Genomic DNA, 26,328 nt, shown 5'->3' with positions numbered 1-26,328 from the left:
CTTTATAATATTTGCCCTTCCAGTGCATCATTTGTCCTCTCTGCGCAGGCGGGTAGCCATGGTCAAATCAGGCTCCGGGCCAGCTCCAGGATAGTTTCCCGCCTGCGCAGGAATGACAACCCGGAGTTTTTGTTCAGTACAGACATGTTCTCAAGAGCGCTCAGTCAGAGTAGAAGGATTATTGATAAATTGATAATATCGATTTTTTATTTTGATGATTAGACAAAGCTATCATGATGGATTTTGACGCCCTGCAGGTATTTGTCAGCGTAGTTGAGCGCGGCGGTTTTCACGCAGCCGCTCATCATCTGTTTAAGTCACAACCGGCGATTAGCAGCAGCATCAAAAAGCTGGAGGAACAGCTGGAGTTCCCACTGTTTGATCGCCGACAGTATCGTCCGGTACTGACGGCTCAGGGAGAAAAACTGTATCAGCGCGCTAAAATCCTGATGACGCACTGGCGCCATATGAATCAGTTTTCTGAGCTATTGCAGGCTGATATGGAAAGTGATATCACCATCGCTGTCGACGTTTTTTTTCCGATGATCAGGCTGAAGGATCTCTTCAGTCAGTGGATGACCGCCTACCCACAGACGCACTTTCACTTTCTGTCCGAATCGCTGGGGGGTGCCTGCGAGCGTCTGACGCAGGGACATGCGGACATGGTAATCAGTGAAAACCTGATTCATCAACAGGCTATTGAAGTCATACCTCTGCATTCCGAGCCGTTACTGGCCGTGGCCAGTCCGGATTTTATTGCGCGTCATCAGGAGCAGTTATTTCATCTGGACGCACTCAGTGCGTGTCTGCAGGTGATTTTGAAAGATTCTTCCAAAACGGATTTTTCCTTTGGCGTGGTAGCGCATTGCCGTCACTGGACGGTCAGCGATGTCAGCAGTAAGAAAAACATTATTGTTGCCGGGCTGGGCTGGGGACGCCTGCCGCGTCACGCCATAGAAAAGGAGCTACAGGATGGGCGCCTGTGCCTGCTGCGGGGGCATCATTTTGACGAGCGGGTGATTAGCCTGTCTGCCATCCGCCTGCAAAAACCCTCCCACGGCCCGATCGCCGCCAGGCTGTGGGAGGATTTGCTGAATTTGAGGGCTGACCGATAATCTCCCCTATCTTCCTTCCCTTCAAAAAACGCTTAATTTACAGCGAGCAAAGGCGCTTCCTGTTCCTCATCATCGTCGTCGTTATCCGTTAACTGCGTTCTCGCAGAAGGAGCTGCCTCTGTTATCAGTGCTGGCGTAGCAGCCCTGAAGAAAGCTGGTTGCAGACATTGTTGCAGAACCTGAGCATTTTTATGCTCGTCAGATAGCTTTTGAACCAGGTTCGCCAAGGGATTAAAAATCAGCTCAATGAATTTATTAATGCAATAAACCGACAGCCATACCCCTGTCAGCTTGCCTGCAACCACTGCTGCCGTTGTAGCAATACCAGCCATAGCAGCGCTCAAGCCCATCAGAGTAAACAGCGCCGTGAAGGGGATCAAGGGGAGAACAAAGCTTAAAGCGATAAAGATCCCGACAATCAAGGCCAGACCAGCGATACCCAGGCCTAGTTTTACCCGTTCCTCTACGCGGCTGGACGGCCTGCGGAAGGCCGCCAGATACGCCTCCATTGCAGCGGCCCTGGTCTCAAGACTGTTATTTTCAATAACAACCTGTCGCAACATTGCGGCAAGCGCTTCGTATTTTGCAACCATTGGCATGTATACACTTTCTTCCCCAATCGCATTTTCCAGAGCCAATACCGTCCGCTCAATGGTTTGTTTGATCTCATCATCCAAAGCGGATTGAGAAATCCGTTTCATGGCCTCTTCCACCACCTCTTCGCTGGCCTGCATACGCGAAGCTAATGACTCATATGCAGTGCGGTGCAGTTCAAAAACGGCTTGTTCCTTACTCAGCGCCATTTTTTCCCGCTCAGAAAACAAATGAAAAGCTGTTCGTGTCACATCATCCTCCTTGTGAATTGAGTTTTGCGTCCGTACTTTACAGGGAGTACCTGTGTTTGGGAAGGGGGCGCTAGAGCGCTGAGCAATATCTACGCTGCTGTCAATGCTCTGTGTTCGCTGTAAAGGTGGGCAAAGAAGATGATCCCTCGCATCGCTCGGGATCAAAGATGGGAAAAGTTATTTAATGTGTTTACGCATTTTATGAATAAGGCGAATCTGAGCAACGGCACGGGCCAGCTCTGTAGCAGCCATGGCATAATCCACGTCTGCATTTTTATTGGCGATTTCCTCTTCTGCGCGGGCCTTGGCAGCCAGAGCAGCAGCTTCATCCAGACTGTCCGCACGTTCAACAACATCAGCCAGAACGGTGACGTAGTAAGGCTGCACTTCAAGCATGCCACCCGATACGTAATAGACTTCCTGAGCTCCACCCTGGAGTGTCACCCGGATTTCACCGGGCTTCAAAACGGTCAGTAAAGGTGCGTGACCGGGTGTGATACCAATCTCACCCAGTTCACCTGTTGCCACAACCATCTCGACAACGCCGGAATAAATGGCCTGTTCCGCGCTGACTATGTCCAAATGAGTTGTTATTGCCATAGTATCCTGCCTCATAAGGTTTTGGCTTTAGCGACCGCTTCTTCGATGCTGCCGACCATGTAGAAAGCCTGTTCGGGCAGATCATCATACTCACCCGCCAGAATCCCCTGGAAGCCTTTGATTGTATCTTTCAGGGAGACATACTTACCAGGCGAGCCTGTGAATACCTCTGCCACGAAGAAAGGCTGAGACAGGAAGCGCTGAATTTTACGGGCACGTGTTACCACACGTTTGTCTTCTTCCGACAGCTCGTCCATACCCAGAATCGCGATAATGTCTTTCAGTTCTTTATAACGCTGCAGAGTCTGCTGTACACGACGTGCAGTGTCGTAATGCTCCTGACCAACGATTAATGGATCCAGCTGACGTGATGTAGAGTCAAGCGGGTCCACGGCAGGATAAATACCCAGCTCAGCGATTTGACGTGACAATACAACCGTCGCATCCAGATGCGCGAAGGTGGTGGCAGGAGAGGGGTCAGTCAAGTCATCCGCTGGTACGTATACGGCCTGAATGGACGTAATAGAACCGGTTTTGGTTGACGTGATACGTTCCTGCAGCATACCCATCTCTTCAGCCAGCGTTGGCTGATAGCCTACCGCTGAAGGCATACGACCCAGCAGCGCGGATACTTCTACCCCGGCCAGAGTATAACGATAGATGTTGTCAACAAACAGCAGAACGTCACGGCCTTCATCACGGAATTTTTCAGCCATGGTCAGACCAGTCAGAGCAACGCGCAAACGGTTGCCTGGTGGCTCGTTCATCTGTCCGTATACCAGAGATACCTTGTCCAGTACGTTGGAATCTTTCATTTCATGATAGAAGTCGTTACCTTCACGGGTACGCTCGCCCACACCGGCAAATACGGAGTAACCGCTGTGCTCGATAGCGATGTTACGAATCAGCTCCATCATGTTTACCGTTTTACCTACACCGGCACCACCGAACAGACCAACTTTACCACCCTTGGCAAACGGGCACAGCAGGTCAATCACCTTAATACCGGTTTCCAGAAGCTCCTGGCTGCCAGCCTGATCGTCATAACTGGGAGGCTTGCGGTGAATAGCCCAGTGCTCTTCGGCACCGATAGGGCCTGCATCGTCAATCGGACGACCTAAAACGTCCATAATACGACCCAGTGTCTTTTTACCGACAGGAACCTGAATAGGCTCGCCGGTGTTCTCAGCCTTGAGACCACGCTTCAGACCGTCGGTGGTGCCCATTGCGATCGTGCGGACAACGCCATCACCCAGCTGTTGCTGGACTTCGAATACCAAATCACCGTCAACCAGTTTTAACGCATCGTTAATTTTGGGAACATTGTCACGTGGAAACTCAACGTCAACAACCGCGCCAATTACTTCAACTACTGTACCTAAACTCATGTTTAACCCTCTTATGTAGCCGCCGCACCACCGACAATTTCGGCCAATTCCTGAGTAATTGCCGCCTGTCGGGCTTTGTTATAAGCCAATTGAAATTCTTTAATCAGTTCGCCTGCATTATCCGTCGCACTTTTCATGGCGATCATTTTTGCTGCCTGTTCGCAGGCGATGTTTTCAACAACAGCCTGATAGGTTTGCAGCTCAATGTATCGCTCGAGCAGAGCATCCAGCAACTCTTTGGCATCGGGCTCGTAAATATAGTCCCAATGGTGTCCAAGGTTTTTGCTGTCTTCTTCTGCCTTGGGCAGAGGTAACAACTGTTTAACCGTCGGCTTCTGAGTCATGGTATTGACGAACTCGTTATAAACGATGTGCAAAGCGTCAATTTCACCCTGATAAAAGGCATCCAGCATTACTTTTACGGCACCAATCAAATCACTGACACCAGGCTTGTCACCCAGGTGATCAACACTGGCAATCACACGTCCGCCAACGCGCCTGAAAAATGCCTGGCCTTTTTTACCGATCACACAGACATCTACGTCTTTTGACTCTTGCTGCCATTGACGCATGTGCCTTAAAGACTCACGCAGCAGATTCGCGTTCAGGCCACCGCACAAACCACGGTCGGTGGTAACCACGATCAGCCCGACACGCTTAATATCCCGAACCGTCATGAACGGATGGCGGTACTCGGAATTGGCGCGCGCGATGTGTTTGACCACATCATATATTTTTGTTGCATAAGGTTTGGATGCGCGCATACGTTCTTGCGTTTTGCGCATTTTACTTGCTGCAACCATTTCCATCGCACGAGTGATTTTCTGCGTGTTTTTAGTACTCGCAATCTTCGTACGGATCTCTTTTGCTCCAGCCATATCTTGCTTCGCCTGTAACATTCAGGGTATCAGCACATATGCTGACACCCTGCGTAATCAATTAAACCACCAGCCAGGAATTACCAGCTTCCAGTCCGTTTAAACTCCTCAACTGCCGCTTTGAGTTGCGCTTCAATCTCATTGTCGTAAGCGCCCGCTTCGTTGATTTTGTTTACCAGAGCGGCATGTGAAGCATGCATGTACCCACGCAGTGCTGATTCAAAGCTGCTGATCTCGTTTACAGGAATATCATCCAGATAGCCTTTTTCGGCTACAAACAGAGAAATCCCCATGTCTGCGACTGTGAATGGCGCGTATTGTTTCTGCTTCATCAGCTCGGTAATACGCTGACCACGCTCCAGCTGCTTACGGGTTGCATCATCCAGATCAGACGCAAACTGAGAGAAGGCTTCCAGCTCTCGGAACTGCGCCAGTGCCAGACGTGTACCACCACCCAGCTTCTTCATGATCTTCGTCTGCGCTGCACCACCTACTCGTGATACCGACAGGCCTGAGTTAATCGCAGGACGGATACCGGAGTTAAACAAATCCACGTCAAGGAAAATCTGACCATCGGTGATGGAAATCACGTTGGTTGGTACGAATGCGGAAACGTCACCCGCCTGCGTTTCAATAATTGGCAGAGCGGTGAGAGATCCTGTACGTCCCTTGACTTCGCCGTTGGTCAGGCGTTCAACTTCTGTCGCATTGATACGGGAAGCACGCTCCAGCAGACGAGAGTGCAGGTAAAAAATATCCCCAGGATAGGCTTCACGACCTGGTGGTCTGCGCAGCAGCAGAGAAATCTGACGATAAGCCCAGGCCTGTTTGGTCAGGTCATCGTATACAATCAGCGCGTCTTCGCCACGTTCCATGAAGTATTCACCCATGGAGCAGCCGGAGTAGGGCGCGATAAACTGCAGGGCAGCTGCGTCAGAGGCCGAGGCAACAACCACAATTGTGTGAGCCAGAGCACCATGCTCTTCCAGCTTGCGAACCAGTGCGGCAATAGAAGATGCTTTCTGGCCGATAGCCACGTAAATACATTTAACACCGGTATTCTTCTGGTTGATGATGGCATCAATGGCGATAGCCGTTTTACCAGTCTGGCGGTCACCGATGATCAGCTCTCGCTGTCCACGACCTACAGGAATCATCGCATCAATCGCCTTTAATCCTGTCTGTACAGGCTGGTCAACGGATTGACGGGAAATAACGCCTGGCGCTACTTTCTCAATCGGAGACATTTTAGCCGCTTCAATAGGGCCCTTGCCGTCAATGGGATTTCCAAGGGCGTCTACTACACGACCCAGAAGACCAGGACCAACTGGAACCTCCAGAATTCGGCCAGTACAGCGGCCTTTCTGGCCTTCAGACAGGCTGGAAGCATCACCCATGATAACAGCACCTACGGAATCACGCTCAAGGTTAAGAGCCAGACCGTATATGCCACCGGGGAATTCAATCATTTCGCCCTGCATAACGTCTTCAAGACCATGCAAACGAACAATACCGTCTTTCAGGCTGACGATGGTGCCTTCGTTACGTGCTTCGGAATCTACATTAAAACTTTCAATTCTCTTTCTAATCAGTTCGCTTATTTCTGACGGGTTTAATGCGACATGTTCTGACATGAAATCTATCCTCTTTATTTATGCGGCCAAACCAGTAGCAAGTTTGTTTAATTTGCCACGTACCGAACCATCAATTACCAAATCACCGGCATGAATCACCGCACCGCCGAGCAGGTCGGGGTCCAGGGCGATATCCAGCGTGACCTGTCGTTGCAGGCGCTTGCCCAGCGACTGTATTAACTGAGCCTGCTGGTCAGCAGACAGAGCCGAGTGGCTGACAACCCTGACAACCATTGTTTTTTCCTGTTCGGAACGCAGGGCATCAAACAGTATGACAATCTGTGGCAAAACCAGCAGCCGCTTGTTGTGAGCCAGTGTCTCAACAAACGATTTCTGACAGGGAAAATCATCTGATTTTTCTGCTCCTGCCAGAGTCAGCAGCAAATCGCAGTGCTGCTGGCTGTTGGTGGCCGGATTGGTGATAAAGGAGACGGCCTGTTCGTCTGTCACCAGCGACGCCAGTGTATGCAGGTAGTTTGACCATTGCTCCAGCTTCCTGACAGACAGAGCATGTTCAAATATTGCTTTGGCATAGGGTCTTGCTATCGTTATGCTATCGGCCATGGCTAAATCTCTTCAATCAGGTTATCCAGCAATCTGCTGCTGGCCTGCGCGTCGATTTCCTGCTTTAAAATGCGCTCAGCACCTACGACTGCCAGCTGGGCAACCTGTCTGCGCAAACCATCTTTGGCACGGTTCACTTCCTGTTGAAGCTGTTCCTGCGCCAGTTTAGCCTGTTTCTGCATTTCCAGACGGGCATCTTCTTTCGCTTCTTCAATCAGCAGAGCAGCACGTTTGGTTGCCTTGTCGACGATTTCCGAGGCCTGTGCCTTTGCCTGTTTCAGCTCGTCTTTGACACGATGCTGAGCCAGTTCCAGCTCTTTACGACCACGCTCAGCAGCCGACAGACCATCAGCAATTTTATCCTGACGCTCTTTCAGAGCCTTTTCCAGCGGAGGCCAGACAAACTTCATGGTGAACCATACAAACGCGGCAAAAACCATCATTTGTACGACTAATGTTAAATTAATATCCAACGCTATTTCTCCTGTAACAGGTCAGGGCGCCAACGCACCCCTCTTCGGTGTTATCAAGAACCAAGATTGCTTAAGAACGGATTAGCAAAGGTAAAGAACAGAGCAATACCAACGCCGATCATGGTTACCGCGTCAAGCAGACCGGCTACGATGAACATTTTAACCTGTAACATGGGTACCATTTCAGGCTGACGGGCAGAACCTTCAAGAAACTTACCACCCAGTAATCCAAAACCAATAGCGGTTCCGAGTGCACCCAGGCCGATGAGTAACGCGACTGCAACTACCGTCATACTCTGAACCTGTGCTATTAAATTTGCTGCTTGCATAACAATCCCCTTAATGGACAATGATTAAAAAAACTAGTGGTCTTCGTGAGCCAGACTGAGATAAACGATAGTCAGTACCATGAAGATAAACGCCTGTAATGTGATTACCAATATATGAAATATCGACCAGCCCAGTGACAGAAGAAATTGCGCCACAGACATGGTCACCGTACCCGTAATCGTGGATGACGCAGCGTTTAAGGTCAGCAAGGCTATCAGAATAAAGATCAGTTCGCCAGCGTATAAGTTACCGAATAACCGCAATGCCAGAGAAATGGGTTTGGCAATCAGGCCAACCAGCTCGAGCAGCAGATTGAATGGTACAAAAAGAGGATGATTAAATGGCTGCATGGTCAATTCACGCACAAAACCCTTAACACCCTTGATCTTGATGCTGTAGAAAATAATCAGCACGAAGACGGCGATAGACAGACCGAAGGTCATGTTCAGGTCATTGGTTGGAACGACCTTCAGGTAATGCACACCGGTGTGCTTGGCCAGAGCGGGAAGCACATCAACCGGCAGGATATCCATGAAATTCATCACAAATACCCACATAAAAATGGTCAGCGCCAAGGGGCCAATCAGGTTGGCTTTTCCGTGGAAGCAGTCCTTGACCTGGCCATCTGCAAACTGCAGCATCATCTCGGCAAAGTTCTGCAGTTTACCGGGCACACCCGTGGTTACGCGGCGGGCACCAAAGTAAAGCAGACCCAGAACCAGAGCACCCAGAGTAATGGAAAAAAACAGGGTATCCAGATTCAACGACCAGAAACCACCGGTTGAACCCAGGGTCATGCTCTTCAGATCGAAGGTCAGGTAAGTTAAATGATGTTTGATGTAATCTGTGCTTGATGCCATTTCAGTCACTTTCGAGCCTATTTTTGTTTGTTAGCAATAATCAGTGGCGCAAACCAGTGCGACAGAACCACTGCGATATAGGTTAAAAAAAAGGTTAGAGGAGCCACCTTATAAAATACAAATACCAATGTAAACAGGGCTACGGAAAAAATAATTTTCAGACCTTCACCCACGTACATGCTTTTGGCTATCTGTCTGGCTGAGCGTGCGCCCTGGTATCGGAACACGTTTCGCGCAAACAGTAAAGCCGGCAAAAACGCGACCATGCCCCCGGCAAAGGCCGACAGAGCCTCGCGTCTGCCACTCAGCGCAAACAACGCCAGTGATATTAATAAACACAAACCAAACTGGAACCAGAGCAATCGGCTTACTTTGTGCAATTCATATCCAGCTTATATAAAATAATTTCTCGCTCAGGCAGAAAACGCTCTGCAGCACCCTTTCACGGGCGGATTATAAAGTAATCAATGTGGATAAGCAACGTCAGACATTAAATTATCACCTGACGCAAACGCGCCTCTTCTGGCAGATTTTGAACAAAGTGCCTATAATGTTAATAACGATACCGGGATGAAAAAATCCGGTAGCGGGATGTACTCAGACTGTTTGCTTTGTGCTTTTTTGTATGACGGATTACCAGTACTGCGCGGGCTGCTGCGCTGCCAAAGAACGAGTCTGATGGTCGGAAACGTGTGAATACATCATGTTCCGTATGACGTTATCTGCTTAAAGGAATCTGCTATGTCTGAAAAGCAACAAGGTACCGCTCAAAGCATGCGTGTGAAAATGCTTAACCGCTATTCTGATGGCCTTCATCACAAGCACGATAAAAACCACTCTCCCTATCGGCAACACTGTCGATCGCACCCAGTACAACACAACAATGGCTATGATCTGGAAGAAGAAAATGCTTCGACAGGCATGGTTCGTGCAATAAAATTAAGAAAAATTCGAAAACGACTGGATAAAGGTCGCATCCATTGATAAAGTTACTGTTAACCTCCAGGTTAGCCACTTCCTGGTTTGGGGCGGTTCACTGCGACCTGTTTTTAAGCAGGTCGCATGTTTTACCCACCACCAGCAGGTTTTTCACTCAAATTAAAATACCGCATCAGTTTCACAACCCGTAGAACGCCTCTGGTGCTCCTCGCTATCTCAATAACACGCAATGCCTGATGTGGTCGCACATCCCCCATGATATAGACAATACCGTCTACTGTAATGATCTTGAACTGATTAGGATCGATGGCAGAATCTGTGATAATGCGGCTGCGAATTTTGGTGGTTATCCATGAGTCATTGAGATTTTGTCCGGATTGATCTTCTACGGCAACCTGAAAAAACAGCTTGCGGTAACCTGACAGGCTGTTAATACGCTGCCTCGCGATGCGGCGCAGTCTGGCATTTGGCAGATGCCCCGCCAGCAGAACATCGCCATTAAATACCGCCAAATCAAGACAGGCGCCTTCCTGACGAAACAGTTTATCATCGAACAGGACGTGGTGTGCTGTCATGGATAAACTGTAGTCATCTATCTTTTTATACACATTATGGCGATCGTAAACCAGTGTCGCTCCTGTCCAGATACCACTGAAACAGGAGGTCAACAGGCTGGTGCCAGCCACAATGATCGACAAAAACAATCCCTGTTTTCTGCTCATATCAACTTATGTATTGAAACACCTTAACCACCTTGCGAACGCCTTTGACTTTTCTTGCAACATCAACGGCCAGATTAGCCTGTTCATGCGTTGCAATACCCATCAGGTACACTACGCCATTTTCGGTCACAATGCGAATGGAGCCAGACTCCAGTCCTTTTTTGTTGAGCATAAGGCTGCGCACCTGACCGGTGATGATGGTATCTTTAGTACGGGTACTCATACTGATGGGGTAGCCAATACTTATCTCATCATAAACACGCCTTACACCGGCTGTGTTTTGCGCCTTTTTTTCCGCCAGAACCCGCAGAGACGCGGCTGGTGTCTGCCCAACCAGCAACACAACCTGATTAAAACTTATCACGATGATGCGCGAATCATGAAAACGCGGATCTTTAACCAGTGATTTGTGTATCACATGAAAAATACGGGTATCATGCTCGAGCGTTGTCACACTGCGCTTATCATAAACAATCATTCCAGCAGCGGCACCAACCACCGCCACAGCAACACAGCCACTCAGGATCACAGAAACCAGTAACAAAGCCAGGGAACGGCACTTCATAATTTACTCCAACATTTGTCCAAACAGAGATTGATCGATTAAATCGCAAAAGCAATGCAAAATAAACAGGTGTGTTTCACGAATACGCGCATTACTGTCTGTGACAACACGCAATTCGATATCCTCCGGCCCGAGGTGATTCGCCAAAACGCCGCCATCATGGCCACTCAGCGCGATAGTATCCATGCCCCGATCGTTCGCGGCATTGACCGCACTCAAAATACTGCTCGAGTTACCGGATGTGGTCAGAGCCAGGAGGACATCGCCCTCCTGTCCAAGTGCGTGGATTTGACGGGCGAAAATCTGATCATACTGACTGTCATTGGCAATGGCCGTCAGAGAACCAATATCTGCGCTCAGACTTATCACGGGCAGAGGAGGGCGCTCCACTTCAAAGAGATTCAGCATGGCGGCTGAAAAATGCAGACAGTTGCCCGCCGAGCCGCCATTACCACAGATTAAAATCCTGCCATCGTTCAGCAGGCAATTCACCAGGCGTTGCCCGGCGTTGGCAATAGAGGCGGACAGGGCTTCCGCGATGGCCATTTTTGCCTCGACACTGTTCCCAAACATCTGGCGGACACGATCTTCCATCAACGACATAATTATAATTCCTGATTGTACGTTACGGTTTAAAAACCCATTCCAAACGCATTTTTTACCCATTCAATCTGAGCATCGTGGCCTTGGATACTGACCACATCAAAACGGCAGGAATGTGTGTTATACATCTTTTTTGTTGTCATGTAGTGCGTGGCTGTTTTCATTATTTTCTTTTGCTTGCCATAGGTAATGCTCTCCAGAGCGTTACCGTATTCAGCAGATATTCTTGAGCGGACTTCAACAAACACCAGCAAATCGCCTTCGCTCATGACCAAATCAATCTCGCCCCAGCGACATCGATAGTTACTGCCCAGCCAACGCAGCCCCTGACGGGTTAAAAAATCACGCGCCTGTTTTTCTGCGGCAAAACCAATGGTCTGTGACATGCCTTTCTCCTAAACGCTTCCATGAATGGGCACGGCCACACCATTTTTAAACTGCCCCCAGGCAGGAATCCTCGCTACCTGGCGGGCGTGGTTCAGGTACAAAATATCCCCCTGATCCTGCAGACTCATGGCTGGAAACAGCATCAGCTGATTCAGCCGGCTGGATAACCTGTAGCTGTCAGCGCCAAGGGCATACAAACGGGTGTAACTGTTAAACTGCTCCGGCCAGTTTTTATTTGCCAGCTGGTGCTTAAATACCCAGGGCATATCGCAGAAAATCAAACCATTCAAATCCCGGTCGCGCAGGGTATTGGTATTTCCGGCGTAGACGCTGGATGTAGCATATACTGGGACGTCGCCGGCAAAATAATACCTGAGCAGGGGCATGATTTGACGTGCGCGTGACGGGTAGGCTATCAGGAAGATCATATCGAAATCCTGCCGGCGCTTCGTCATGAAGGCGGCAGTTTGCCCCGGCAGAGGTTTAACCTGCTTTTCCTGAGCTGATTTTTCAGACACGTGCAACAAATCGCGTACTGCTTTGCCTAAATCGGTCGTGTTATCATAAGCCATTCGCTCGACCACCGTGGCGCCGGATTTTTGCCACTGGGCGCTGAACGCAGCAACGACATCATCACCCCAGGTACCGGAGGGAGCAATTACCAGGGCTTTCGACAAACCATTGTTATGCGCCTTAATTGCCACCTGACGTGCTTCATTGACTGGCGACAGACCAAACTGCCATATATTACGGTCCGGCTCCACCTCCACATCGTTCAACAGCAGAGTAGGGACGGGATGATCGAGGGCTGCGACTCTGGCCGCATCGGCCTTGGTCAAAGGTCCGACCACGTATTCTGCGCCATCGGCTATCGCCTGCTCATAGAGTGAAGTGACGTCGGCTTTGGCGGTATCGTATACGCGGACATTGCTGTCCTGCTCAGAACGTTCCCCTTGATATGCGGCCATAAATCCATCACGAACAGCGTTGCCAGGGCCGGCGAGCGGGCCTGAAACGGGCAGCAAAAGAGCCATGCGCTGCGGCGTCTTATTCATCCATGGTTTTATGGATGACAGCGACTGCGGCAGCAACTGATTAGCCGGATGCTCTGGATTGCGCTGCTGCCATTGTTCGACCTGAGTCAGCAGCGTTGGCTCGCTGACGTCAGCCTGCCTGGGAATCAAGGCCAGCTGCAGCCAGGCCTGTGCATCCGATCCCTCCCGCGCTTCAACGGATAGAGTCGATAATTCCGGCAGAGGCAGTCTGGCCAGACTCAGCCACAGTTGCTTTTGGTTCGTTCGTCGACTGGCATCATCGGCCAGCAGGGGATCGGCCTTGATCCGTTCAACGATGGCCTCACCGGCATGGCCGGCTGCTTCGTAGGAGCTGGCAAGGACGTCATGGTACTGAGCCTGATAATACGCAGGCAGGCTGGCCAGCTCTTTAACAGACGACAGACGGTTAATCGCCTCGGTGGGTTGCGCGCGAATGGCGTCTATTTTTGCAAGCAGAATATTTTTTTCATCGTTCTGAACGGGCGACAGGGCGGCAGTCTGTGTTAAGATACGCGAGGCTTCCTGCCACTGACCGTCATAGAGGTAGCGTCCGGCAGCCATAATAAACATCGATTGCCGCTCTTCTTCTGGTTGATTATTGGCCAGAGCAAGGTAGGCAGCAGCGGGCATTGAAAAAGGGCCTGACGCCTGCTTTTTCGGCTGGGGACTGACATTAACGGCTTTTGTACATTGGCACAGAAACATGACGGAACAAAAGAAAATACAGGATCGTGCAACACGAACGCTCATCAACATGACATTTAAGTCCAACATACAAAAATACAGTAGGATAAACGATGGAAAATAGTTCATCAACCTTTAGCGGAACTCTTTATGTGGTGGCCACGCCCATCGGCAATCTGGACGACATCACCCTTCGTGCTGTTCAAACGCTTAAATCCGTTGACAGTATTCTAGCAGAAGACACCCGGCACTCGCTTCAGCTGCTGCATGCTCTCGGTATTCAAAAGCCGCTGCTGGCCCTGCATGATCATAATGAAAGCAGTAAGAGCACGGATATTATCAGCGCCTTAAAACTGGGGAAAAATTTTGCCTTGATAAGTGATGCGGGTACCCCCTTAATCAGTGACCCGGGCTTTATTCTGGTGCGTCTGGCGCAACAAGAGGGGATCCGGGTTGTGCCTGTTCCCGGAGCCTGTGCCTTAATCACGGCATTGTGTGCCTCTGGCGTGCCCTGCGACAGTTTTCTGTTTGCTGGATTTTTACCCGCCAGACAGCAGGCGCGTCTGACTCGTCTGGAAGAGCTGAGTCACAGCGGACACAGTACTATTTTTTACGAATCTACGCACCGGATTATGGCCTGCCTTGATGATGTTATCCAGGTATATGGCTGTGACTATCGCTTCGTTCTGGCCAAAGAATTGACTAAAACATTCGAACATATCATGCATGCCAGCGGTCAGGAAATTATTGACTGGATGCGAGCCGACACCGGCCGGGTCAAAGGTGAGTTTGTTTTGATCCTTCCAGCACGCCCGGCACGGGATACGCAGGTAGAAGACGAAAAGCTGCTGCGCACCTTGTTGTCTGAACTGCCATTAAAGCAAGCGGTCAAACTGGCCTGTCAATTAAGTGCCAGCCCTAAAAACGATTTGTATAAACTTGCACTGAGCCTGTCTGATAAATAACATCACGCTCAAATACATGCTGCACAGACCAGGAAATTGACACAGTTTTTTTGAGAAATCTCTTACACGATATCCAGCCGTTTCCCTTTGGTTTCATTGAGCATCCTGTCTATACTTCAAGCACAGGGAAGACATGGATATGTCTGACAGGATGTTACAGAAGTCATAAAGGAAGAACTTCGATGTAAGCCGCATGGATGCGGCTTTTTTTTTTGCCAAAATTGAACAGAGCGCCGAATGATTTAATAATATGCATATAGCCGTAGGTTGGGCCTTGGCCCAACATGGAATTGGCATCCAGCTAATTGTTGGGCCAAGGCCCAACCTACGGCTTTATGTCCATTATCAAACTATTCGGTGCTCTAGTACCATTTCTATTTAATTTTGACATGTGCCGGTTTTAATGGAGACAGCACTAGACATCAATATTTTCAGCTGCCAGGGCATTGCTTTCAATAAACTCTCTGCGTGGTTCAACCTGATCGCCCATTAATGTGGTAAAGATTTCATCAGCAGCTACTGCGTCTTCGATGCTGACCTGCAACATGCGACGAACATCCGGATCCATGGTTGTCTCCCAAAGCTGCTCGGGATTCATTTCACCAAGACCTTTATAGCGCTGGATAGCCTGTCCACGTTTGGCTTCATCCATCAGCCACCCCAGAGCCTGTTCAAAGTTTTCTACCGGCTGTATTTTTTCCCCACGTTTCACATAGGCACCTGTCTCAATCAGCGAGGCCAGCGCGCTGCCCAGTTTCGCCATCTCGCGGTAGTCTTTAGAGAAGAAAAACTCAGCGCTCAGAACCAGTGGCGTTTCTGTTCCATGCTGTGTCATGTAGACACAAGGCAGATAACGGCCGGTATCCTCCTGGTAAATCGTTTCGGCGCGGAATTGAAATGCTTTGGTTTCTACGAGTTGCAGACTTTGATGCAGTTGATTGGTCCACTTGTTGATAACATCCTGCTGATTGAAATCATCATTCTGCAGAGCAGGCAGATAGACGATTCGTTTCAGAATCTGGCTGTTAAAGCGTCTGGAATGGCGGCGAATGATATTTTCCACTCGACGGAACTCCAGAACCAGTTCCTCCAGGGCCTGGTTAGAAATAGCCGGTGCGTCTTTTGAAGGGAACAAATCCGCACCATCAAGCGCGCTTTGTGTCAAATATTGATACAATGCGTCATCATCTTTAACATATTGCTCCTGCTTACCACGTTTCACTTTGTATAAAGGCGGCTGAGCGATGTAAATGTAACCTCGTTCTATCAGTTCCGGCATTTGACGGTAGAAAAAGGTCAGCAGCAGGGTACGAATATGCGCACCGTCGACGTCGGCGTCGGTCATGATAATGATTCGATGGTAACGAACCTTATCCGGATCATACTCATCGGGTCCGATACCACAGCCCAGAGCGGTGATAAGCGTAGCCACTTCCTGAGAGCTGAGCATTTTATCAAAACGGGCTTTTTCAACATTGAGAATCTTACCTTTCAAGGGCAGGATAGCCTGGAATTTGCGATCACGCCCCTGTTTTGCAGAACCACCCGCGGAATCTCCCTCAACGATGTAAACTTCAGACTGAGCCGGATCTTTTTCCTGACAATCAGCCAGTTTACCAGGCAGACCAGCGATATCAAGCGCACCTTTGCGCCTTACCATTTCGCGGGCGCGGCGAGCAGCGTCACGTGCACGGGCTGCATCAAACATTTTACCAACGATGGTTTTGGCAATGGCTGGATTCTCCAGCAGGAAGTCATTGGTTTTTTCAGCAACCAGTGATTCGACTGCGGATTTAACTTCAGAGGAGACCAGTTTGTCTTTGGTTTGTGATGAAAACTTGGGATCGGATACCTTAACCGACAAGACTGCTGTCAGACCTTCACGGGCATCATCGCCCGTGGTGGCGATTTTCATTTTTTTCGCCAGACCTTCTTTCTCAATATAGCTGTTTAATGTACGGGTAAGACCGGTTCGGAAGCCGGATAAATGCGTACCGCCATCTTTTTGCGGAATATTATTGGTGAAACAATATACGTTTTCCTGAAAGGAATCATTCCATTGCATGGACAGCTCGACCACCACGTTATCTTTTTCTGCGACAAACGAAAAGACAACAGGCATAACGGGCGTTTTATTGCGATTTAAATGCTCTACGAAAGCCTTGATTCCGCCCTCATAACAGAAAGTATCCGTACGATCACTGCGCTCGTCCTTTAATATGATACAAACACCCGAATTGAGGAATGATAATTCGCGTAAGCGTTTGGCGAGGATGTCGTAGTGAAACTCAATATTGGAAAAGGTATTCGCACTGGGTTTAAACCAGACCTGAGTACCAGTGCTGCTGGCCTCACCTGTTATGGCAATAGGTGCATCGGGCACGCCGTTGCGATAATGCTGCTCGTAGACATGACCATTGCGTCGTATCAGCAGATGCAGTTCATCGGACAGGGCATTTACTACCGAAACCCCCACGCCATGCAGACCGCCCGACACTTTATAGGAGTTATCATCAAATTTTCCGCCAGCATGCAAAATGGTCATGATAACTTCAGCAGCCGATCGACCCTCTTCCTTGTGAATATCAACAGGAATACCGCGTCCATCGTCTTTGACGGTAATAGACTCATCTGCGTGAATGGTAACGGTAATGGCTTTACAGTAACCGGCCAGTGCTTCGTCAATAGAGTTATCGACTACTTCAAATACCATGTGATGCAGGCCAGTGCCATCATCCGTGTCACCAATGTACATTCCCGGTCGCTTTCGGACCGCATCGAGGCCCTTCAATACCTTAATATTACTTGAATCATAACTGGCATTGACCTCTACATTGGACGAGTCGTAACTGGCATCAACGGTCATATCGTATCCTCTTTCACCTGATAATTCAGAAAATCCTGATTAGTAAAATGCTGCCGACAGGATTTTTTAGATTGTTTTTTTCCTGAATCATTTTTATTGCAAACGTATGACCATTGTACCACAAACAGGTTAGCTTAATAAGTGTTTATACCAGGCTACCTACGGTCTGCGATTAAGCCTGTGTTTCACGTGGAACATGGTTGAGGACGCCCGCCTGAAGGGATATTGATTGGTTAGGAATAACGTCGGTCATGTGAAACAAATTATCTTCCAGCCGCGTGGTAATAAAAAATTGACCGTTCATATCAGACAACAGGTTCATTACTCTCGATATATGCACGGCATCCAGTTCGGAACACATATCATCAATTAAATAAAGACAGGATTGGCTGAGCATTGCGGCCTGTGCAAATTTCAGAGCAAACAGAATAATTTTCTGTTGCCCGCGAGACAAAAACTGTTTAACTTTAAAATGACCGCCAACCAGGTACAAATCTGCCTGATGCGGACCATAATGTGTAAACTGACGCTGTAGATCGCTTTCGTAACTGGCATTCAGCACATCAAGCAGCGATTTACCCTCATGTTTTCTGTCCCAGCCCTTATAATAAGCCAGGCTGACATCGAGGTCAGACAGGCGTGGAATTAAAGATTGAAACTCAGCACTCAAGGCGCGCATATAATTATGGCGATAAACATCCAGTTGTTCACCACTCTCAGCAAGCAAATTATTCCATGGAACCAGCAGCGAACGACTGGCGCGCTGTTTGAGAAGGGCATTACGCTGTTTCAGAGCGCGACGATAATCTTTCCATAAAGCGAGATAACGATGTTCCACGTGAAACAAACCCCAGTCCAACAGAGAGCGCCGCACCGAAGGACCGGCGTCAATGAACTGAAAAATATCCTGATAAAAAACCTGCGAAGGCAGGAACGCGGCTAACTCACTGCTGCTGGAACAGGCTTGACCATTCAAACGGGCAATGGTGGGAACCTGAGAAGATTTTTGTATGCTGATGCGTTGATCATCATCTGTTTTGGCAAAAACGGTCAAAGCATCCTTACCATAAGTGAGCAAAGAAGATATTTCGCGCGTGCGAAACGAATGGCCTGTGCTTAACAGATAGAGAGCTTCAAGAAAGGTTGTTTTACCACTGCCATTATTGCCGGAAATAATATTAAGACGAGGATGAAGCGACAGACGCAGGCTGCTCATATTGCGTAAACAGGATATTTGCAGCTCGCTGAGTATCATAGCTTCATGGGCATAATAATGTACTGATACAGTTCATCCAGCAGAGACTCGACCAACACACTGCGATCCGTAGTCGACATGGACAGGCGCACCAGACCATCAGGTAAATAATTTAAAACATCCAGCAGATAACTGGCATTTATCCCAATTTTTAATTCATCACCATCCACCGTGGCTTCAAGAATTTCTGTAGCCTCTTCCTGTTCCTGATTATTGGCAACCAGTGTCAGGGTACTATCATGCAGATGCATCAACACCGCGCGGGATTTTTCGTTAGCTAAAATAATAATACGAGACAGGGCGCGTTTTAAATTATCTTTTTCAAGCAGGACAAATTTGTCATTTCCCACCGGAATGGCTTTATTGTAGGGAGGAAAACGCGACTCAATTAATTTTGAGCTAAACGCATATTCCGTACTGATCAGTCGAAAGCTGGATTTTCCGGCCACAACCGTCAGCGTGTCATCCTGAATGGTATTGAGCAGGCGCAATAATTCCTGAATGCCTTTTCGCGGTAAAAGCAGACGATGATGGGGTAATTTGCTGTCGCAGGCACGTTTGCAGATAGCCATACGGTGCCCGTCTGTGGCAACGGCGGTGATGGTCAACCCATCAAACTCGAGCAATAAACCATTCAAAAAAAAGCGCACATCCTGCTGCGACATCGCAAAATGTGTGGATTGCAGGAGATGAATCAAATCCGCCTTGGGTAGACTGAACTCAACTTCTGTGGCTTCTTTATCAGACGCAGGAAAATCATCGGCCGGCAGAGTGGCCAGTTTAAAGCGGCTGCGACCAGAAGAAATAAAAACTGTACCATCCTGAAAAGTCAGTCTGGGGACACTTTCATCGTCCAGCGAACGAATAATGTCAATGAATTTTTTTGCCGGAACGGTGATCTTACGATCAGAAAAAGAGGCTTCGCAGGGCAGGTGCGCGGAAATTTCCATTTCCAGATCCGTTGCCGTCAGCGTCAACACATTATTATCGATACGAATCAAAATATTGGACAAAATAGCCAGAGATTGTTTTTTATCAACCGCTCCAGCCACCATCAACAGGCGTGGCAGCAACTCTGCCTTCGAAATTCCCAATTCAAACATAACAGTTACACTCTTTATAAATTATTACCGGGATACGTCATCAGGAAGACAAAATGCGCATCAGGTTTTTAAAGTCTTCTTCAAAATCAGCTTCCGTAAGAACCAGCTCTTTAATTTTGCGACAGGCATGAATAACCGTGGTGTGATCCCGTCCTCCGAAATGATCACCAATTTCGGGCAGACTATGATTGGTCAGTTCTTTTGCAAGAGCCATCGCCATTTGTCGCGGTCTGGCAATCGAACGGCTTCTGCGCTTAGATAACAAATCAGCCACTTTGACCTTATAATACTCAGCAACGGTTTTCTGGATATTTTCTATTGTCACCAGCTTGTCCTGCAGAGCCAGCAGATCCCGCAGGGCTTCATGAACAAAATCAATGGTAATCGATTTGCCGGTAAAGTGCGCATTGGCAATAACACGCCGCAAGGCACCTTCGAGCTCACGCACGTTGGAACGAATCCGCTTGGCAATAAAGAACGCAACTTCATAAGGCAGCTCAATATTAGACTGTTCCGCCTTGCTGATCAGAATCGCAACCCGTGTTTCCAGTTCCGGTGGCTCCACGGCCACTGTAAGCCCCCATCCGAAGCGGGATTTCAGACGCTCTTCAACACCTTCAATTTCTTTTGGATAACGGTCACTGGTGAGAATAATCTGCTGCTGACCTTCAAGAAGTGCATTAAAGGTATGGAAAAATTCTTCCTGAGAACGATCCTTGCCGGCAAAAAACTGAATATCATCAATAAGTAAGGCGTTTAATGAACGATAAAAGCGCTTAAATTCATTGATGGAATTCGTTTGCAGCGCCTTGACCATATCTGCCACGAAACGCTCGGAGTGCAGATACAGTACCTTGGCTTCAGGATTGTTTTTTAAAATAGTATTGCCAATGGCATGCATCAAATGGGTTTTCCCGAGACCTACGCCGCCATATATAAACAAAGGGTTATAGGCGTCACCCGGACGTTCCGCAACCTGGAGAGAGGCAGCGCGTGCCAACTGGTTAGAATTACCTTCAACAAAGCTTTCAAAGACAAATTTCTTATTTAAATAACTGTTTTTATAGTCTGCCGACTTTTTTATCACAATTTTGGGGGCATCGACTACAATTTCAGCCGCCGGCTTGTCAATCACAACGGGCTGCGCGACTTTGGTGCCAACCTCTATTGAAACACCAGATAAATCATCGCCGCCAAATTGAAGCACCAGCTCTTTGATTCGGTTGTAAAAATTTTTCTTCACCCACTCAACAACAAACTTGTTCGGAGCAAGTAAAGTCAGAATTGTACCATGTATTTCCGCCTGGAGGGGTCGTAACCAGGTATTGTATTGCGGAGGGGAAAACTCTTCTTCCAAAAGTTTTGCACACTTGGGCCAGACATCAGCAGACACTCATCACTCCTCTTTTGGATCGATTGTTTGAAAACAGGGACATCAATTCAGCTGTTAGATACTGCCATCAAATCCGGTAGGCGGGCAAGCAAAAAAAACGAGCCCCTCACCGCCGGAAGATGGGGGATAAGATTATACCTGCCAAAAGGAAAAAAAATATAGTTATCCACAATATTTGAGGAAAATTTTATCTACTTTCGTTGTTAAAGACCAAAAACCTATCTTTTTGTGCAATCAAAGCCTGTGAATAAGTTGCTGTGAACAGGTAGATTAGCCCGTGCATAAACAGGCACATGAAAATCGTCGTAAAGATATCTACAGGTTTGTCGTGAGTTATGAAAGACTTGTGAACAGAGAAAATATAAGTCTAACTTATTGTTATATATATGTATTTACTTGATTTAAACAACATTGGTCTAATTAACAGTAATAAAAAGTGATCTTATAAACTAATTTATAATAATTAGGCTGAGCCTGCGTACCGCGCTATATGCACGGCATCAAGACAATATTGAGCAATTCCCGGAATCTTATTGCACACCTGGACCCCGCGAACGAGTCGCGGAGCGTAGGGTTCTGAATTGTCAGCACGCCGTGGCGTACGCGCATGAGGTAAATACAAAGCCAGGATTGAGAACCACGCCCACTTACCCAATAAATCTGGATGGATGTCAGATCAGTGTCTGTTATTTGGAGTGGGACACGGTGAAGCCCTAAAAAAAACGGCTTTGACATGACCCCGACACATCAATCTTAAATGCGAAGAGCGTTCATGGGAGATGAATGAAAAAATAAAATAATCCGTTTGAGTATTTTTTTTCCTGAATGTCCGTAAAAACCTGTTAACAAGCTGCGAGCCTGAACTCAGTTAACAAGTGTATAAAAGCCCTGCTATCCATCGACTGTAAACAAATCAACAAGGCATACGCGATAAAAAACAAGGTTACCAACAGATTTAAATATCAACTAACCTGTTGATTTAAATGAATTTAAATATATTATCAACAAAATATGTCAACACAATAAAAAAAACAGGATCCTTTCTTTTAAAAACTTTATTATAATAAGCGACGGGCAATAGCCTCCAAAAAGCCCTGAGCGCAAAAGCCTGTTTGACATACGGTGTAAATTTTTCTATCATTGCCAACCTCTAAATTTTAATTTCAACAGGTTAATCATGAAACGTACTTTCCAGCCAAGTAATTTGAAACGTAAACGTGATCACGGATTTCGTGAGCGTATGGCAACCCGTAATGGCCGTTTGGTACTGAAACGACGTAGAGCCAAAGGTCGTAAACGCCTGTCTGCCTAAGTGTTTTGTTTTACCAAAGCACAGCGATTGCTTAAAAAAAGTGAATACGATTACGTATTTGCTAAAGCAAACAAAGTTCTGACCCCTGAGTTTATTATTTTGCATAGAGATAATTCTCTGGGGTACGCACGATTGGGATTGGCACTGTCTAAAAAAATGGTAGCCAGATCCAACCAGCGAAACCGTCTCAAGCGATTGATACGTGAAAGTTTCCGAACCCATAGCTTGCCTGCCATGGATTTTATTTTTCTGGCAAGACAGGGAGCGGCCAAGGTGGAAAATAAATTAATTATCGCCAATTTGAGTAAAATATGGGCCAGATTGACCAATTCCTCCGTCAGTTGACCAGTCTGCCGATCAGACTGTATCAACTCATCATCAGTCCTTACCTGAAGCCCTGCTGCCGATTTTATCCCAGTTGTTCCGAGTATGCCTTAACAGCCATTCGCACCTTAGGTGTACTCAAAGGGCTTAAACTAACCTGTTTCCGACTTCTGCGTTGCCATCCCTGGTCCAGAGGCGGTTATGATCCTGTAATACCTAACAAAGAGAAACTTTAATGGATATGCGACGAGTAATACTGTATGCCGGCCTCGCGCTGGTTGTTTATTCTCTCTGGACTGCCTGGAACAAGGATTACCCTCCCAGCGCACCCATTGCCGGCACGCCAACGGTAACCCGAAGTCAAGGGGCTCTTCTGCCTGCGGTAGGGGAAAGCAATGCGTCCACTAAACCGCTGGTGACTGAGCAGCCTTCTCCGGCGACGGATGTGAAAAAGACATCTTCTCTGATTCAGGTTAAAACTGACGTTCTGGCCTTAACCATTGACAGCGCCAACGGGGATATTGTTAATGCCGAGCTACTGAATTATCCCGTGAGTGTCGATGAGCCACAAAAACCCATCCAGCTGCTTTTTGATCATGAGCATCAGCGTTATGTGGCCAACAGCAGCCTGTTTACGGCCAGTGGCGGCAACGTCAATAACATCGATTTTAATTTCCAGAGTGCGCAGCAGAATTATCAGCTGGCGGCTGACCAGAACGAGCTGACGGTGACCCTCACCGGTCAGACGCCCGAAGGTCTGGACGTAAAAAAATCCTTTGTATTCAAACGCGGAAGCTACGAAATCAAGGTTAATTACGACCTGATCAACAAGAGCGAGAGCAGCTGGACTGGTTACATGAACACCCAGTTCCTGCGTAGTTCGCCGGAAGAAGACAGCTCCAGTATGTTCCATGTTGGTTCTTACACCGGTGCTTCTTATTCCAACCCGGGTCAGAACAAATACAAGAAAGTCAGTTTCAAGGACATGGGCAAGGCCAACCTGGATGTTAACGCCACCGGCGGCTGGATTGCCATGCAGCAGCATTATTTTCTCAGCGCCTGGATTCCTGAAGCCGGCAGCAAGAACGTGCTGTATACCCGCGCAACCGATGGCGATTACACAATTGGCGCTGTATCTCAGGCCATTGCCCTGCCCTCAGGTAAAAGTCAGAGCCTGGGAGCCAGCCTCTACATAGGGCCGGAAAACACGGCTGTCCTGAAAGCGATTGCACCGGGTCTTGAACTGACAGTTGATTACGGATGGCTGTGGTTCCTCTCGTCTCTGCTGTTTTCGGTAATGAAAGCCATCCATTCGGTGGTGGGTAACTGGGGCTGGTCAATTGTTCTGGTGACCGTACTTATCAAGCTGGCATTCTTCCGTCTGTCGGCCAGCAGTTATCGCTCCATGGCAGGCATGCGTCAGCTGCAGCCCAAACTCCTGGCCCTGCGCGAGCGTTATGGTGATGACAAAGCCAGGATCAGTCAGGCTACCATGGAATTATATCGTCAGGAAAAAGTGAACCCTCTGGGTGGCTGTCTGCCTATTGTGATTCAGATTCCCGTCTTTATTGCTCTGTACTGGGTATTGCTTGAAAGTGTGGAATTGCGTCAGGCGCCGTTCATGTTCTGGATTAAGGATTTAGCCGCCGCGGATCCCTATCATGTATTGCCGGTTATCATGGGGCTGACCATGCTGGTTCAGCAGCGTCTGAATCCGGCACCACCGGATCCCATGCAGGCCAAAATCATGATGTTTTTGCCCGTGCTGTTCACCGCTCTGTTCTGGAATTTCCCCTCAGGACTGGTTTTGTACTGGATTGTTAACAACACCCTGTCCATCATCCAGCAGTGGTACATCACACGTCGTTACAGTAACGAGCAACCCAAAAAAGGGAAAAAGCCCGTTTTGTCTTCTGTTAAATAATGTCAACAGAGACCATAGCCGCCATAGCAACCCCGCCAGGACAAGGTGGGGTTGGCATTATCCGTCTGTCAGGACCACTCGCCTACCCTATTGCCCTGCACATCAGCCAGAAAAAACAAATCACTCCTCGTCATGCTCATTATGGATCGTTTTATAATCAGCAGGGTGAGTTGATTGATTATGGTCTGACTTTGTTTTTTAAGGCGCCTAATTCCTTTACAGGAGAAGATGTTGTCGAATTTCAGGCGCATGGATCGCCGGTATTGCTCGACTATCTGCTCAAGGAATGTCTGGCTCTGGGAGCCAGAATGGCCAGACCCGGCGAGTTTTCCGAGCGTGCCTTTGTCAACGACAAAATGGATTTAGCCCAGGCAGAGGCTGTGGCTGATTTGATTCAGGCCAGTTCCCTCACGGCCGCACGGATGGCTGTGCGTTCTCTGCAGGGGGATTTTTCTGCCAAAATCAATGAATTAAGTGAAAAGCTGATTTATCTGCGTTTGTTTGTTGAAGCGGCCATTGATTTTCCTGAGGAAGAAATTGATTTTCTCAACGACGGCAAGGTAGCAGCCTTGCTGGACGATGCCCTGCAGACCCTGTTAAACATCCGTGCCACTGCTACCCAGGGCGCTTTGCTGCGCGAAGGCCTGTCGGTGGTGATCGCCGGCAAACCGAATGCGGGCAAGTCGACCCTGATCAACTGCCTGGCCGGTCGTGATGTGGCCATCGTTACCGATGTAGCAGGCACAACGCGAGACGTGATGCGAGAGCAGATTCTGCTGGATGATTTACCCATTCATATCATTGACACCGCCGGTCTGCGGGAAAGTGATGATCGAGTGGAGCAGGAAGGAATCAAACGTGCCTGGCAGGAAGTCAGTCGCGCGGACTGTGTGTTGATGATTATTGACGTGACCGCGTTGGGCGAGATAGACGTGTTAAGTCAGTCCATTCAGCAGCGTTTGCCTGAGGGCGTTCCCCTGATTCGTGTCTTTAATAAAATGGATGTCTTATCCGGTGAACAGGAAAGGTCAGCCGACGCCGTCTATTTGTCTGCCAAAACCGGTCAGGGCCTGGAGCAGCTGAAAGAGCGCATCAAAACGGTGGTGGGATATCATCCGGCCGAAGGGCAGTTTCTGGCGAGACGGCGACATTTATCGGCACTGGATCAGGCCAGAGATTTGCTGCTAAATGGTCAGCACCAGTTAATGACCTGTCGCGCCGGTGAGTTGCTGGCAGAGGATTTGCGTCTGGCGCATATGGCGCTGACCGAGATCACGGGTGAGTTCAGTTCCGATGATCTGCTGGGCAGGATTTTTTCCAGTTTTTGTATTGGAAAATAAACCCGATTTGTTGTTTTGTAGCCCGGATTAGCGTCAGCGTAATCCGGGAATGACGCCGCTCCGATCCCGGATTACGCTGACGCTAATCCGGGCTACATTATTTGTGTGTATATAATCCCAAATAAAATCCAAAAAAGGGCTTGTCTGTTCATTCGTGGAATGGTAAGTTTGTATTTTGCCCTTTTTGCTTATTATTTAATTCAG

General features: G+C 48.3%; 27 protein-coding genes. 8 read left to right on the top strand and 19 right to left on the bottom strand.

Annotated elements, in window-relative coordinates:
* Positions 1 to 233 precede the first annotated feature (233 nt).
* Positions 234 to 1,115 carry a LysR family transcriptional regulator gene (locus ACQUTA_RS02550; protein WP_444986621.1) on the top strand — a complete coding sequence of 294 codons (882 nt, stop codon included), beginning with the start codon at positions 234 to 236 and terminating at the stop codon, positions 1,113 to 1,115.
* A 32-nt stretch (positions 1,116 to 1,147) separates the two neighbouring features.
* On the opposite strand, the gene ACQUTA_RS02545 is transcribed toward ACQUTA_RS02550, so the two are convergent.
* The 10 genes from ACQUTA_RS02545 to ACQUTA_RS02500 form a co-directional block, all read right to left on the bottom strand.
* Positions 1,148 to 1,960 carry a hypothetical protein gene (locus tag ACQUTA_RS02545; protein ID WP_444986620.1) on the bottom strand — a complete coding sequence of 271 codons (813 nt, stop codon included), beginning with the start codon at positions 1,958 to 1,960 and terminating at the stop codon, positions 1,148 to 1,150.
* 177 nt (positions 1,961 to 2,137) lie between these two features.
* On the bottom strand, positions 2,138 to 2,560 hold the full coding sequence (locus ACQUTA_RS02540; RefSeq protein ID WP_444986619.1) for a F0F1 ATP synthase subunit epsilon: 423 nt from the start codon (positions 2,558 to 2,560) through the stop codon (positions 2,138 to 2,140).
* A gap of 11 nt (positions 2,561 to 2,571) precedes the next feature.
* Complete coding sequence (gene atpD, locus ACQUTA_RS02535) at positions 2,572 to 3,948, bottom strand: F0F1 ATP synthase subunit beta (RefSeq protein WP_444986618.1); 1,377 nt, start codon at positions 3,946 to 3,948, stop codon at positions 2,572 to 2,574.
* Positions 3,949 to 3,959: 11 nt separating this feature from the next.
* Positions 3,960 to 4,826, bottom strand: a complete 867-nt coding sequence (atpG, locus tag ACQUTA_RS02530) for a F0F1 ATP synthase subunit gamma (protein ID WP_444986617.1) — start codon at positions 4,824 to 4,826, stop codon at positions 3,960 to 3,962.
* 80 nt (positions 4,827 to 4,906) lie between these two features.
* Positions 4,907 to 6,460, bottom strand: a complete 1,554-nt coding sequence (atpA, locus tag ACQUTA_RS02525; RefSeq protein WP_444986616.1) for a F0F1 ATP synthase subunit alpha — start codon at positions 6,458 to 6,460, stop codon at positions 4,907 to 4,909.
* A gap of 18 nt (positions 6,461 to 6,478) precedes the next feature.
* Positions 6,479 to 7,024: a F0F1 ATP synthase subunit delta gene (locus tag ACQUTA_RS02520; RefSeq protein WP_444986615.1), complete on the bottom strand. Its 546-nt coding sequence runs from the start codon at positions 7,022 to 7,024 to the stop codon at positions 6,479 to 6,481.
* 2 nt (positions 7,025 to 7,026) lie between these two features.
* Positions 7,027 to 7,497, bottom strand: a complete 471-nt coding sequence (locus ACQUTA_RS02515) for a F0F1 ATP synthase subunit B (RefSeq protein WP_444986614.1) — start codon at positions 7,495 to 7,497, stop codon at positions 7,027 to 7,029.
* Positions 7,498 to 7,550: 53 nt separating this feature from the next.
* Complete coding sequence (gene atpE, locus ACQUTA_RS02510) at positions 7,551 to 7,826, bottom strand: F0F1 ATP synthase subunit C (protein WP_444986613.1); 276 nt, start codon at positions 7,824 to 7,826, stop codon at positions 7,551 to 7,553.
* Between the two features lie 33 nt (positions 7,827 to 7,859).
* Positions 7,860 to 8,687, bottom strand: a complete 828-nt coding sequence (atpB, locus tag ACQUTA_RS02505) for a F0F1 ATP synthase subunit A (protein WP_444986612.1) — start codon at positions 8,685 to 8,687, stop codon at positions 7,860 to 7,862.
* A gap of 17 nt (positions 8,688 to 8,704) precedes the next feature.
* On the bottom strand, positions 8,705 to 9,067 hold the full coding sequence (locus ACQUTA_RS02500; protein WP_444986611.1) for an ATP synthase subunit I: 363 nt from the start codon (positions 9,065 to 9,067) through the stop codon (positions 8,705 to 8,707).
* A 361-nt stretch (positions 9,068 to 9,428) separates the two neighbouring features.
* On the opposite strand from ACQUTA_RS02500, the gene ACQUTA_RS02495 reads away from it, so the two are divergent.
* Positions 9,429 to 9,671, top strand: a complete 243-nt coding sequence (locus ACQUTA_RS02495; RefSeq protein WP_444986610.1) for a hypothetical protein — start codon at positions 9,429 to 9,431, stop codon at positions 9,669 to 9,671.
* An 83-nt stretch (positions 9,672 to 9,754) separates the two neighbouring features.
* Here ACQUTA_RS02495 and ACQUTA_RS02490 read toward each other — a convergent pair whose 3' ends face one another.
* From ACQUTA_RS02490 to ACQUTA_RS02470, 5 genes are read right to left on the bottom strand one after another with little or no spacing between them, the layout of a single operon-like run.
* Positions 9,755 to 10,348 carry a BON domain-containing protein gene (locus ACQUTA_RS02490; protein WP_444986609.1) on the bottom strand — a complete coding sequence of 198 codons (594 nt, stop codon included), beginning with the start codon at positions 10,346 to 10,348 and terminating at the stop codon, positions 9,755 to 9,757.
* 1 nt (position 10,349) lies between these two features.
* The gene (locus ACQUTA_RS02485) at positions 10,350 to 10,913 is read right to left on the bottom strand and encodes a BON domain-containing protein (RefSeq protein ID WP_444986608.1); all 564 of its coding nucleotides are present in this window, start codon (positions 10,911 to 10,913) and stop codon (positions 10,350 to 10,352) included.
* Between the two features lie 3 nt (positions 10,914 to 10,916).
* On the bottom strand, positions 10,917 to 11,516 hold the full coding sequence (locus ACQUTA_RS02480) for a D-sedoheptulose-7-phosphate isomerase (RefSeq protein WP_444986607.1): 600 nt from the start codon (positions 11,514 to 11,516) through the stop codon (positions 10,917 to 10,919).
* A gap of 29 nt (positions 11,517 to 11,545) precedes the next feature.
* Positions 11,546 to 11,902: a YraN family protein gene (locus ACQUTA_RS02475; RefSeq protein ID WP_444986606.1), complete on the bottom strand. Its 357-nt coding sequence runs from the start codon at positions 11,900 to 11,902 to the stop codon at positions 11,546 to 11,548.
* A gap of 9 nt (positions 11,903 to 11,911) precedes the next feature.
* Positions 11,912 to 13,732, bottom strand: a complete 1,821-nt coding sequence (locus tag ACQUTA_RS02470; RefSeq protein WP_444986605.1) for a penicillin-binding protein activator — start codon at positions 13,730 to 13,732, stop codon at positions 11,912 to 11,914.
* A gap of 23 nt (positions 13,733 to 13,755) precedes the next feature.
* Here ACQUTA_RS02470 and rsmI point away from each other — a divergent pair, with 23 nt between their 5' ends.
* Complete coding sequence (gene rsmI / locus ACQUTA_RS02465; RefSeq protein WP_444986604.1) at positions 13,756 to 14,607, top strand: 16S rRNA (cytidine(1402)-2'-O)-methyltransferase; 852 nt, start codon at positions 13,756 to 13,758, stop codon at positions 14,605 to 14,607.
* A 415-nt stretch (positions 14,608 to 15,022) separates the two neighbouring features.
* Here rsmI and gyrB read toward each other — a convergent pair whose 3' ends face one another.
* The 4 genes from gyrB to dnaA all read right to left on the bottom strand — a co-directional run bounded on the left by gyrB (position 15,023) and on the right by dnaA (position 21,224).
* Positions 15,023 to 17,473 carry a DNA topoisomerase (ATP-hydrolyzing) subunit B gene (gene gyrB / locus ACQUTA_RS02460; protein ID WP_444986603.1) on the bottom strand — a complete coding sequence of 817 codons (2,451 nt, stop codon included), beginning with the start codon at positions 17,471 to 17,473 and terminating at the stop codon, positions 15,023 to 15,025.
* Positions 17,474 to 17,645: 172 nt separating this feature from the next.
* The gene (gene recF / locus ACQUTA_RS02455; RefSeq protein ID WP_444986602.1) at positions 17,646 to 18,728 is read right to left on the bottom strand and encodes a DNA replication/repair protein RecF; all 1,083 of its coding nucleotides are present in this window, start codon (positions 18,726 to 18,728) and stop codon (positions 17,646 to 17,648) included.
* The gene (gene dnaN / locus ACQUTA_RS02450) at positions 18,725 to 19,831 is read right to left on the bottom strand and encodes a DNA polymerase III subunit beta (protein ID WP_444986601.1); all 1,107 of its coding nucleotides are present in this window, start codon (positions 19,829 to 19,831) and stop codon (positions 18,725 to 18,727) included. Before dnaN ends, recF begins: the two co-directional genes overlap by 4 nt.
* Before the next feature lie 40 nt (positions 19,832 to 19,871).
* A complete protein-coding gene (gene dnaA, locus ACQUTA_RS02445) occupies positions 19,872 to 21,224 on the bottom strand; it encodes a chromosomal replication initiator protein DnaA (RefSeq protein ID WP_444986600.1) in 1,353 nt (450 codons plus the stop codon).
* A 1,177-nt stretch (positions 21,225 to 22,401) separates the two neighbouring features.
* On the opposite strand from dnaA, the gene rpmH reads away from it, so the two are divergent.
* Genes rpmH through mnmE form a run of 5 tightly spaced genes read left to right on the top strand, consistent with a single transcriptional unit; the run spans position 22,402 to position 26,124 of the window.
* Positions 22,402 to 22,536 carry a 50S ribosomal protein L34 gene (rpmH, locus tag ACQUTA_RS02440; protein WP_444986599.1) on the top strand — a complete coding sequence of 45 codons (135 nt, stop codon included), beginning with the start codon at positions 22,402 to 22,404 and terminating at the stop codon, positions 22,534 to 22,536.
* On the top strand, positions 22,537 to 22,881 hold the full coding sequence (rnpA, locus tag ACQUTA_RS02435) for a ribonuclease P protein component (RefSeq protein ID WP_444986598.1): 345 nt from the start codon (positions 22,537 to 22,539) through the stop codon (positions 22,879 to 22,881).
* Positions 22,848 to 23,096, top strand: a complete 249-nt coding sequence (yidD, locus tag ACQUTA_RS02430; RefSeq protein ID WP_444986597.1) for a membrane protein insertion efficiency factor YidD — start codon at positions 22,848 to 22,850, stop codon at positions 23,094 to 23,096. The genes rnpA and yidD overlap by 34 nt, the downstream gene beginning before the upstream one ends.
* Positions 23,096 to 24,784, top strand: coding sequence for a membrane protein insertase YidC (yidC, locus tag ACQUTA_RS02425; RefSeq protein WP_444986596.1), 1,689 nt, complete (start codon positions 23,096 to 23,098; stop codon positions 24,782 to 24,784). The genes yidD and yidC overlap by 1 nt, the downstream gene beginning before the upstream one ends.
* Positions 24,784 to 26,124, top strand: a complete 1,341-nt coding sequence (gene mnmE / locus ACQUTA_RS02420; RefSeq protein WP_444986595.1) for a tRNA uridine-5-carboxymethylaminomethyl(34) synthesis GTPase MnmE — start codon at positions 24,784 to 24,786, stop codon at positions 26,122 to 26,124. Before yidC ends, mnmE begins: the two co-directional genes overlap by 1 nt.
* Positions 26,125 to 26,328: the final 204 nt, after the last annotated feature.

Source organism: Legionella navarrensis, from assembly GCF_052527415.1.
The sequence above is the reverse complement of the archived record's forward strand: the minus strand, read 5'-3'. Positions and strand labels throughout refer to the sequence as shown.

Excerpts from the sequence above, each read along its gene's own strand:
- ACQUTA_RS02550 (WP_444986621.1), top strand. The coding sequence starts at position 234 with ATGATGGATTTTGACGCCCTGCAGGTATTTGTCAGCGTAGTTGAGCGC.
- ACQUTA_RS02540 (WP_444986619.1), bottom strand. The coding sequence starts at position 2,560 with ATGGCAATAACAACTCATTTGGACATAGTCAGCGCGGAACAGGCCATT.
- atpD (WP_444986618.1), bottom strand. The coding sequence starts at position 3,948 with ATGAGTTTAGGTACAGTAGTTGAAGTAATTGGCGCGGTTGTTGACGTT.
- atpG (WP_444986617.1), bottom strand. The coding sequence starts at position 4,826 with ATGGCTGGAGCAAAAGAGATCCGTACGAAGATTGCGAGTACTAAAAAC.
- atpA (WP_444986616.1), bottom strand. The coding sequence starts at position 6,460 with ATGTCAGAACATGTCGCATTAAACCCGTCAGAAATAAGCGAACTGATT.
- ACQUTA_RS02520 (WP_444986615.1), bottom strand. The coding sequence starts at position 7,024 with ATGGCCGATAGCATAACGATAGCAAGACCCTATGCCAAAGCAATATTT.
- atpE (WP_444986613.1), bottom strand. The coding sequence starts at position 7,826 with ATGCAAGCAGCAAATTTAATAGCACAGGTTCAGAGTATGACGGTAGTT.
- atpB (WP_444986612.1), bottom strand. The coding sequence starts at position 8,687 with ATGGCATCAAGCACAGATTACATCAAACATCATTTAACTTACCTGACC.
- ACQUTA_RS02495 (WP_444986610.1), top strand. The coding sequence starts at position 9,429 with ATGTCTGAAAAGCAACAAGGTACCGCTCAAAGCATGCGTGTGAAAATG.
- ACQUTA_RS02490 (WP_444986609.1), bottom strand. The coding sequence starts at position 10,348 with ATGAGCAGAAAACAGGGATTGTTTTTGTCGATCATTGTGGCTGGCACC.
- ACQUTA_RS02485 (WP_444986608.1), bottom strand. The coding sequence starts at position 10,913 with ATGAAGTGCCGTTCCCTGGCTTTGTTACTGGTTTCTGTGATCCTGAGT.
- ACQUTA_RS02480 (WP_444986607.1), bottom strand. The coding sequence starts at position 11,516 with ATGTCGTTGATGGAAGATCGTGTCCGCCAGATGTTTGGGAACAGTGTC.
- ACQUTA_RS02475 (WP_444986606.1), bottom strand. The coding sequence starts at position 11,902 with ATGTCACAGACCATTGGTTTTGCCGCAGAAAAACAGGCGCGTGATTTT.
- ACQUTA_RS02470 (WP_444986605.1), bottom strand. The coding sequence starts at position 13,732 with ATGTTGGACTTAAATGTCATGTTGATGAGCGTTCGTGTTGCACGATCC.
- rsmI (WP_444986604.1), top strand. The coding sequence starts at position 13,756 with ATGGAAAATAGTTCATCAACCTTTAGCGGAACTCTTTATGTGGTGGCC.
- gyrB (WP_444986603.1), bottom strand. The coding sequence starts at position 17,473 with ATGACCGTTGATGCCAGTTACGACTCGTCCAATGTAGAGGTCAATGCC.
- recF (WP_444986602.1), bottom strand. The coding sequence starts at position 18,728 with ATGATACTCAGCGAGCTGCAAATATCCTGTTTACGCAATATGAGCAGC.
- dnaN (WP_444986601.1), bottom strand. The coding sequence starts at position 19,831 with ATGTTTGAATTGGGAATTTCGAAGGCAGAGTTGCTGCCACGCCTGTTG.
- rpmH (WP_444986599.1), top strand. The coding sequence starts at position 22,402 with ATGAAACGTACTTTCCAGCCAAGTAATTTGAAACGTAAACGTGATCAC.
- yidD (WP_444986597.1), top strand. The coding sequence starts at position 22,848 with ATGGGCCAGATTGACCAATTCCTCCGTCAGTTGACCAGTCTGCCGATC.
- yidC (WP_444986596.1), top strand. The coding sequence starts at position 23,096 with ATGGATATGCGACGAGTAATACTGTATGCCGGCCTCGCGCTGGTTGTT.
- mnmE (WP_444986595.1), top strand. The coding sequence starts at position 24,784 with ATGTCAACAGAGACCATAGCCGCCATAGCAACCCCGCCAGGACAAGGT.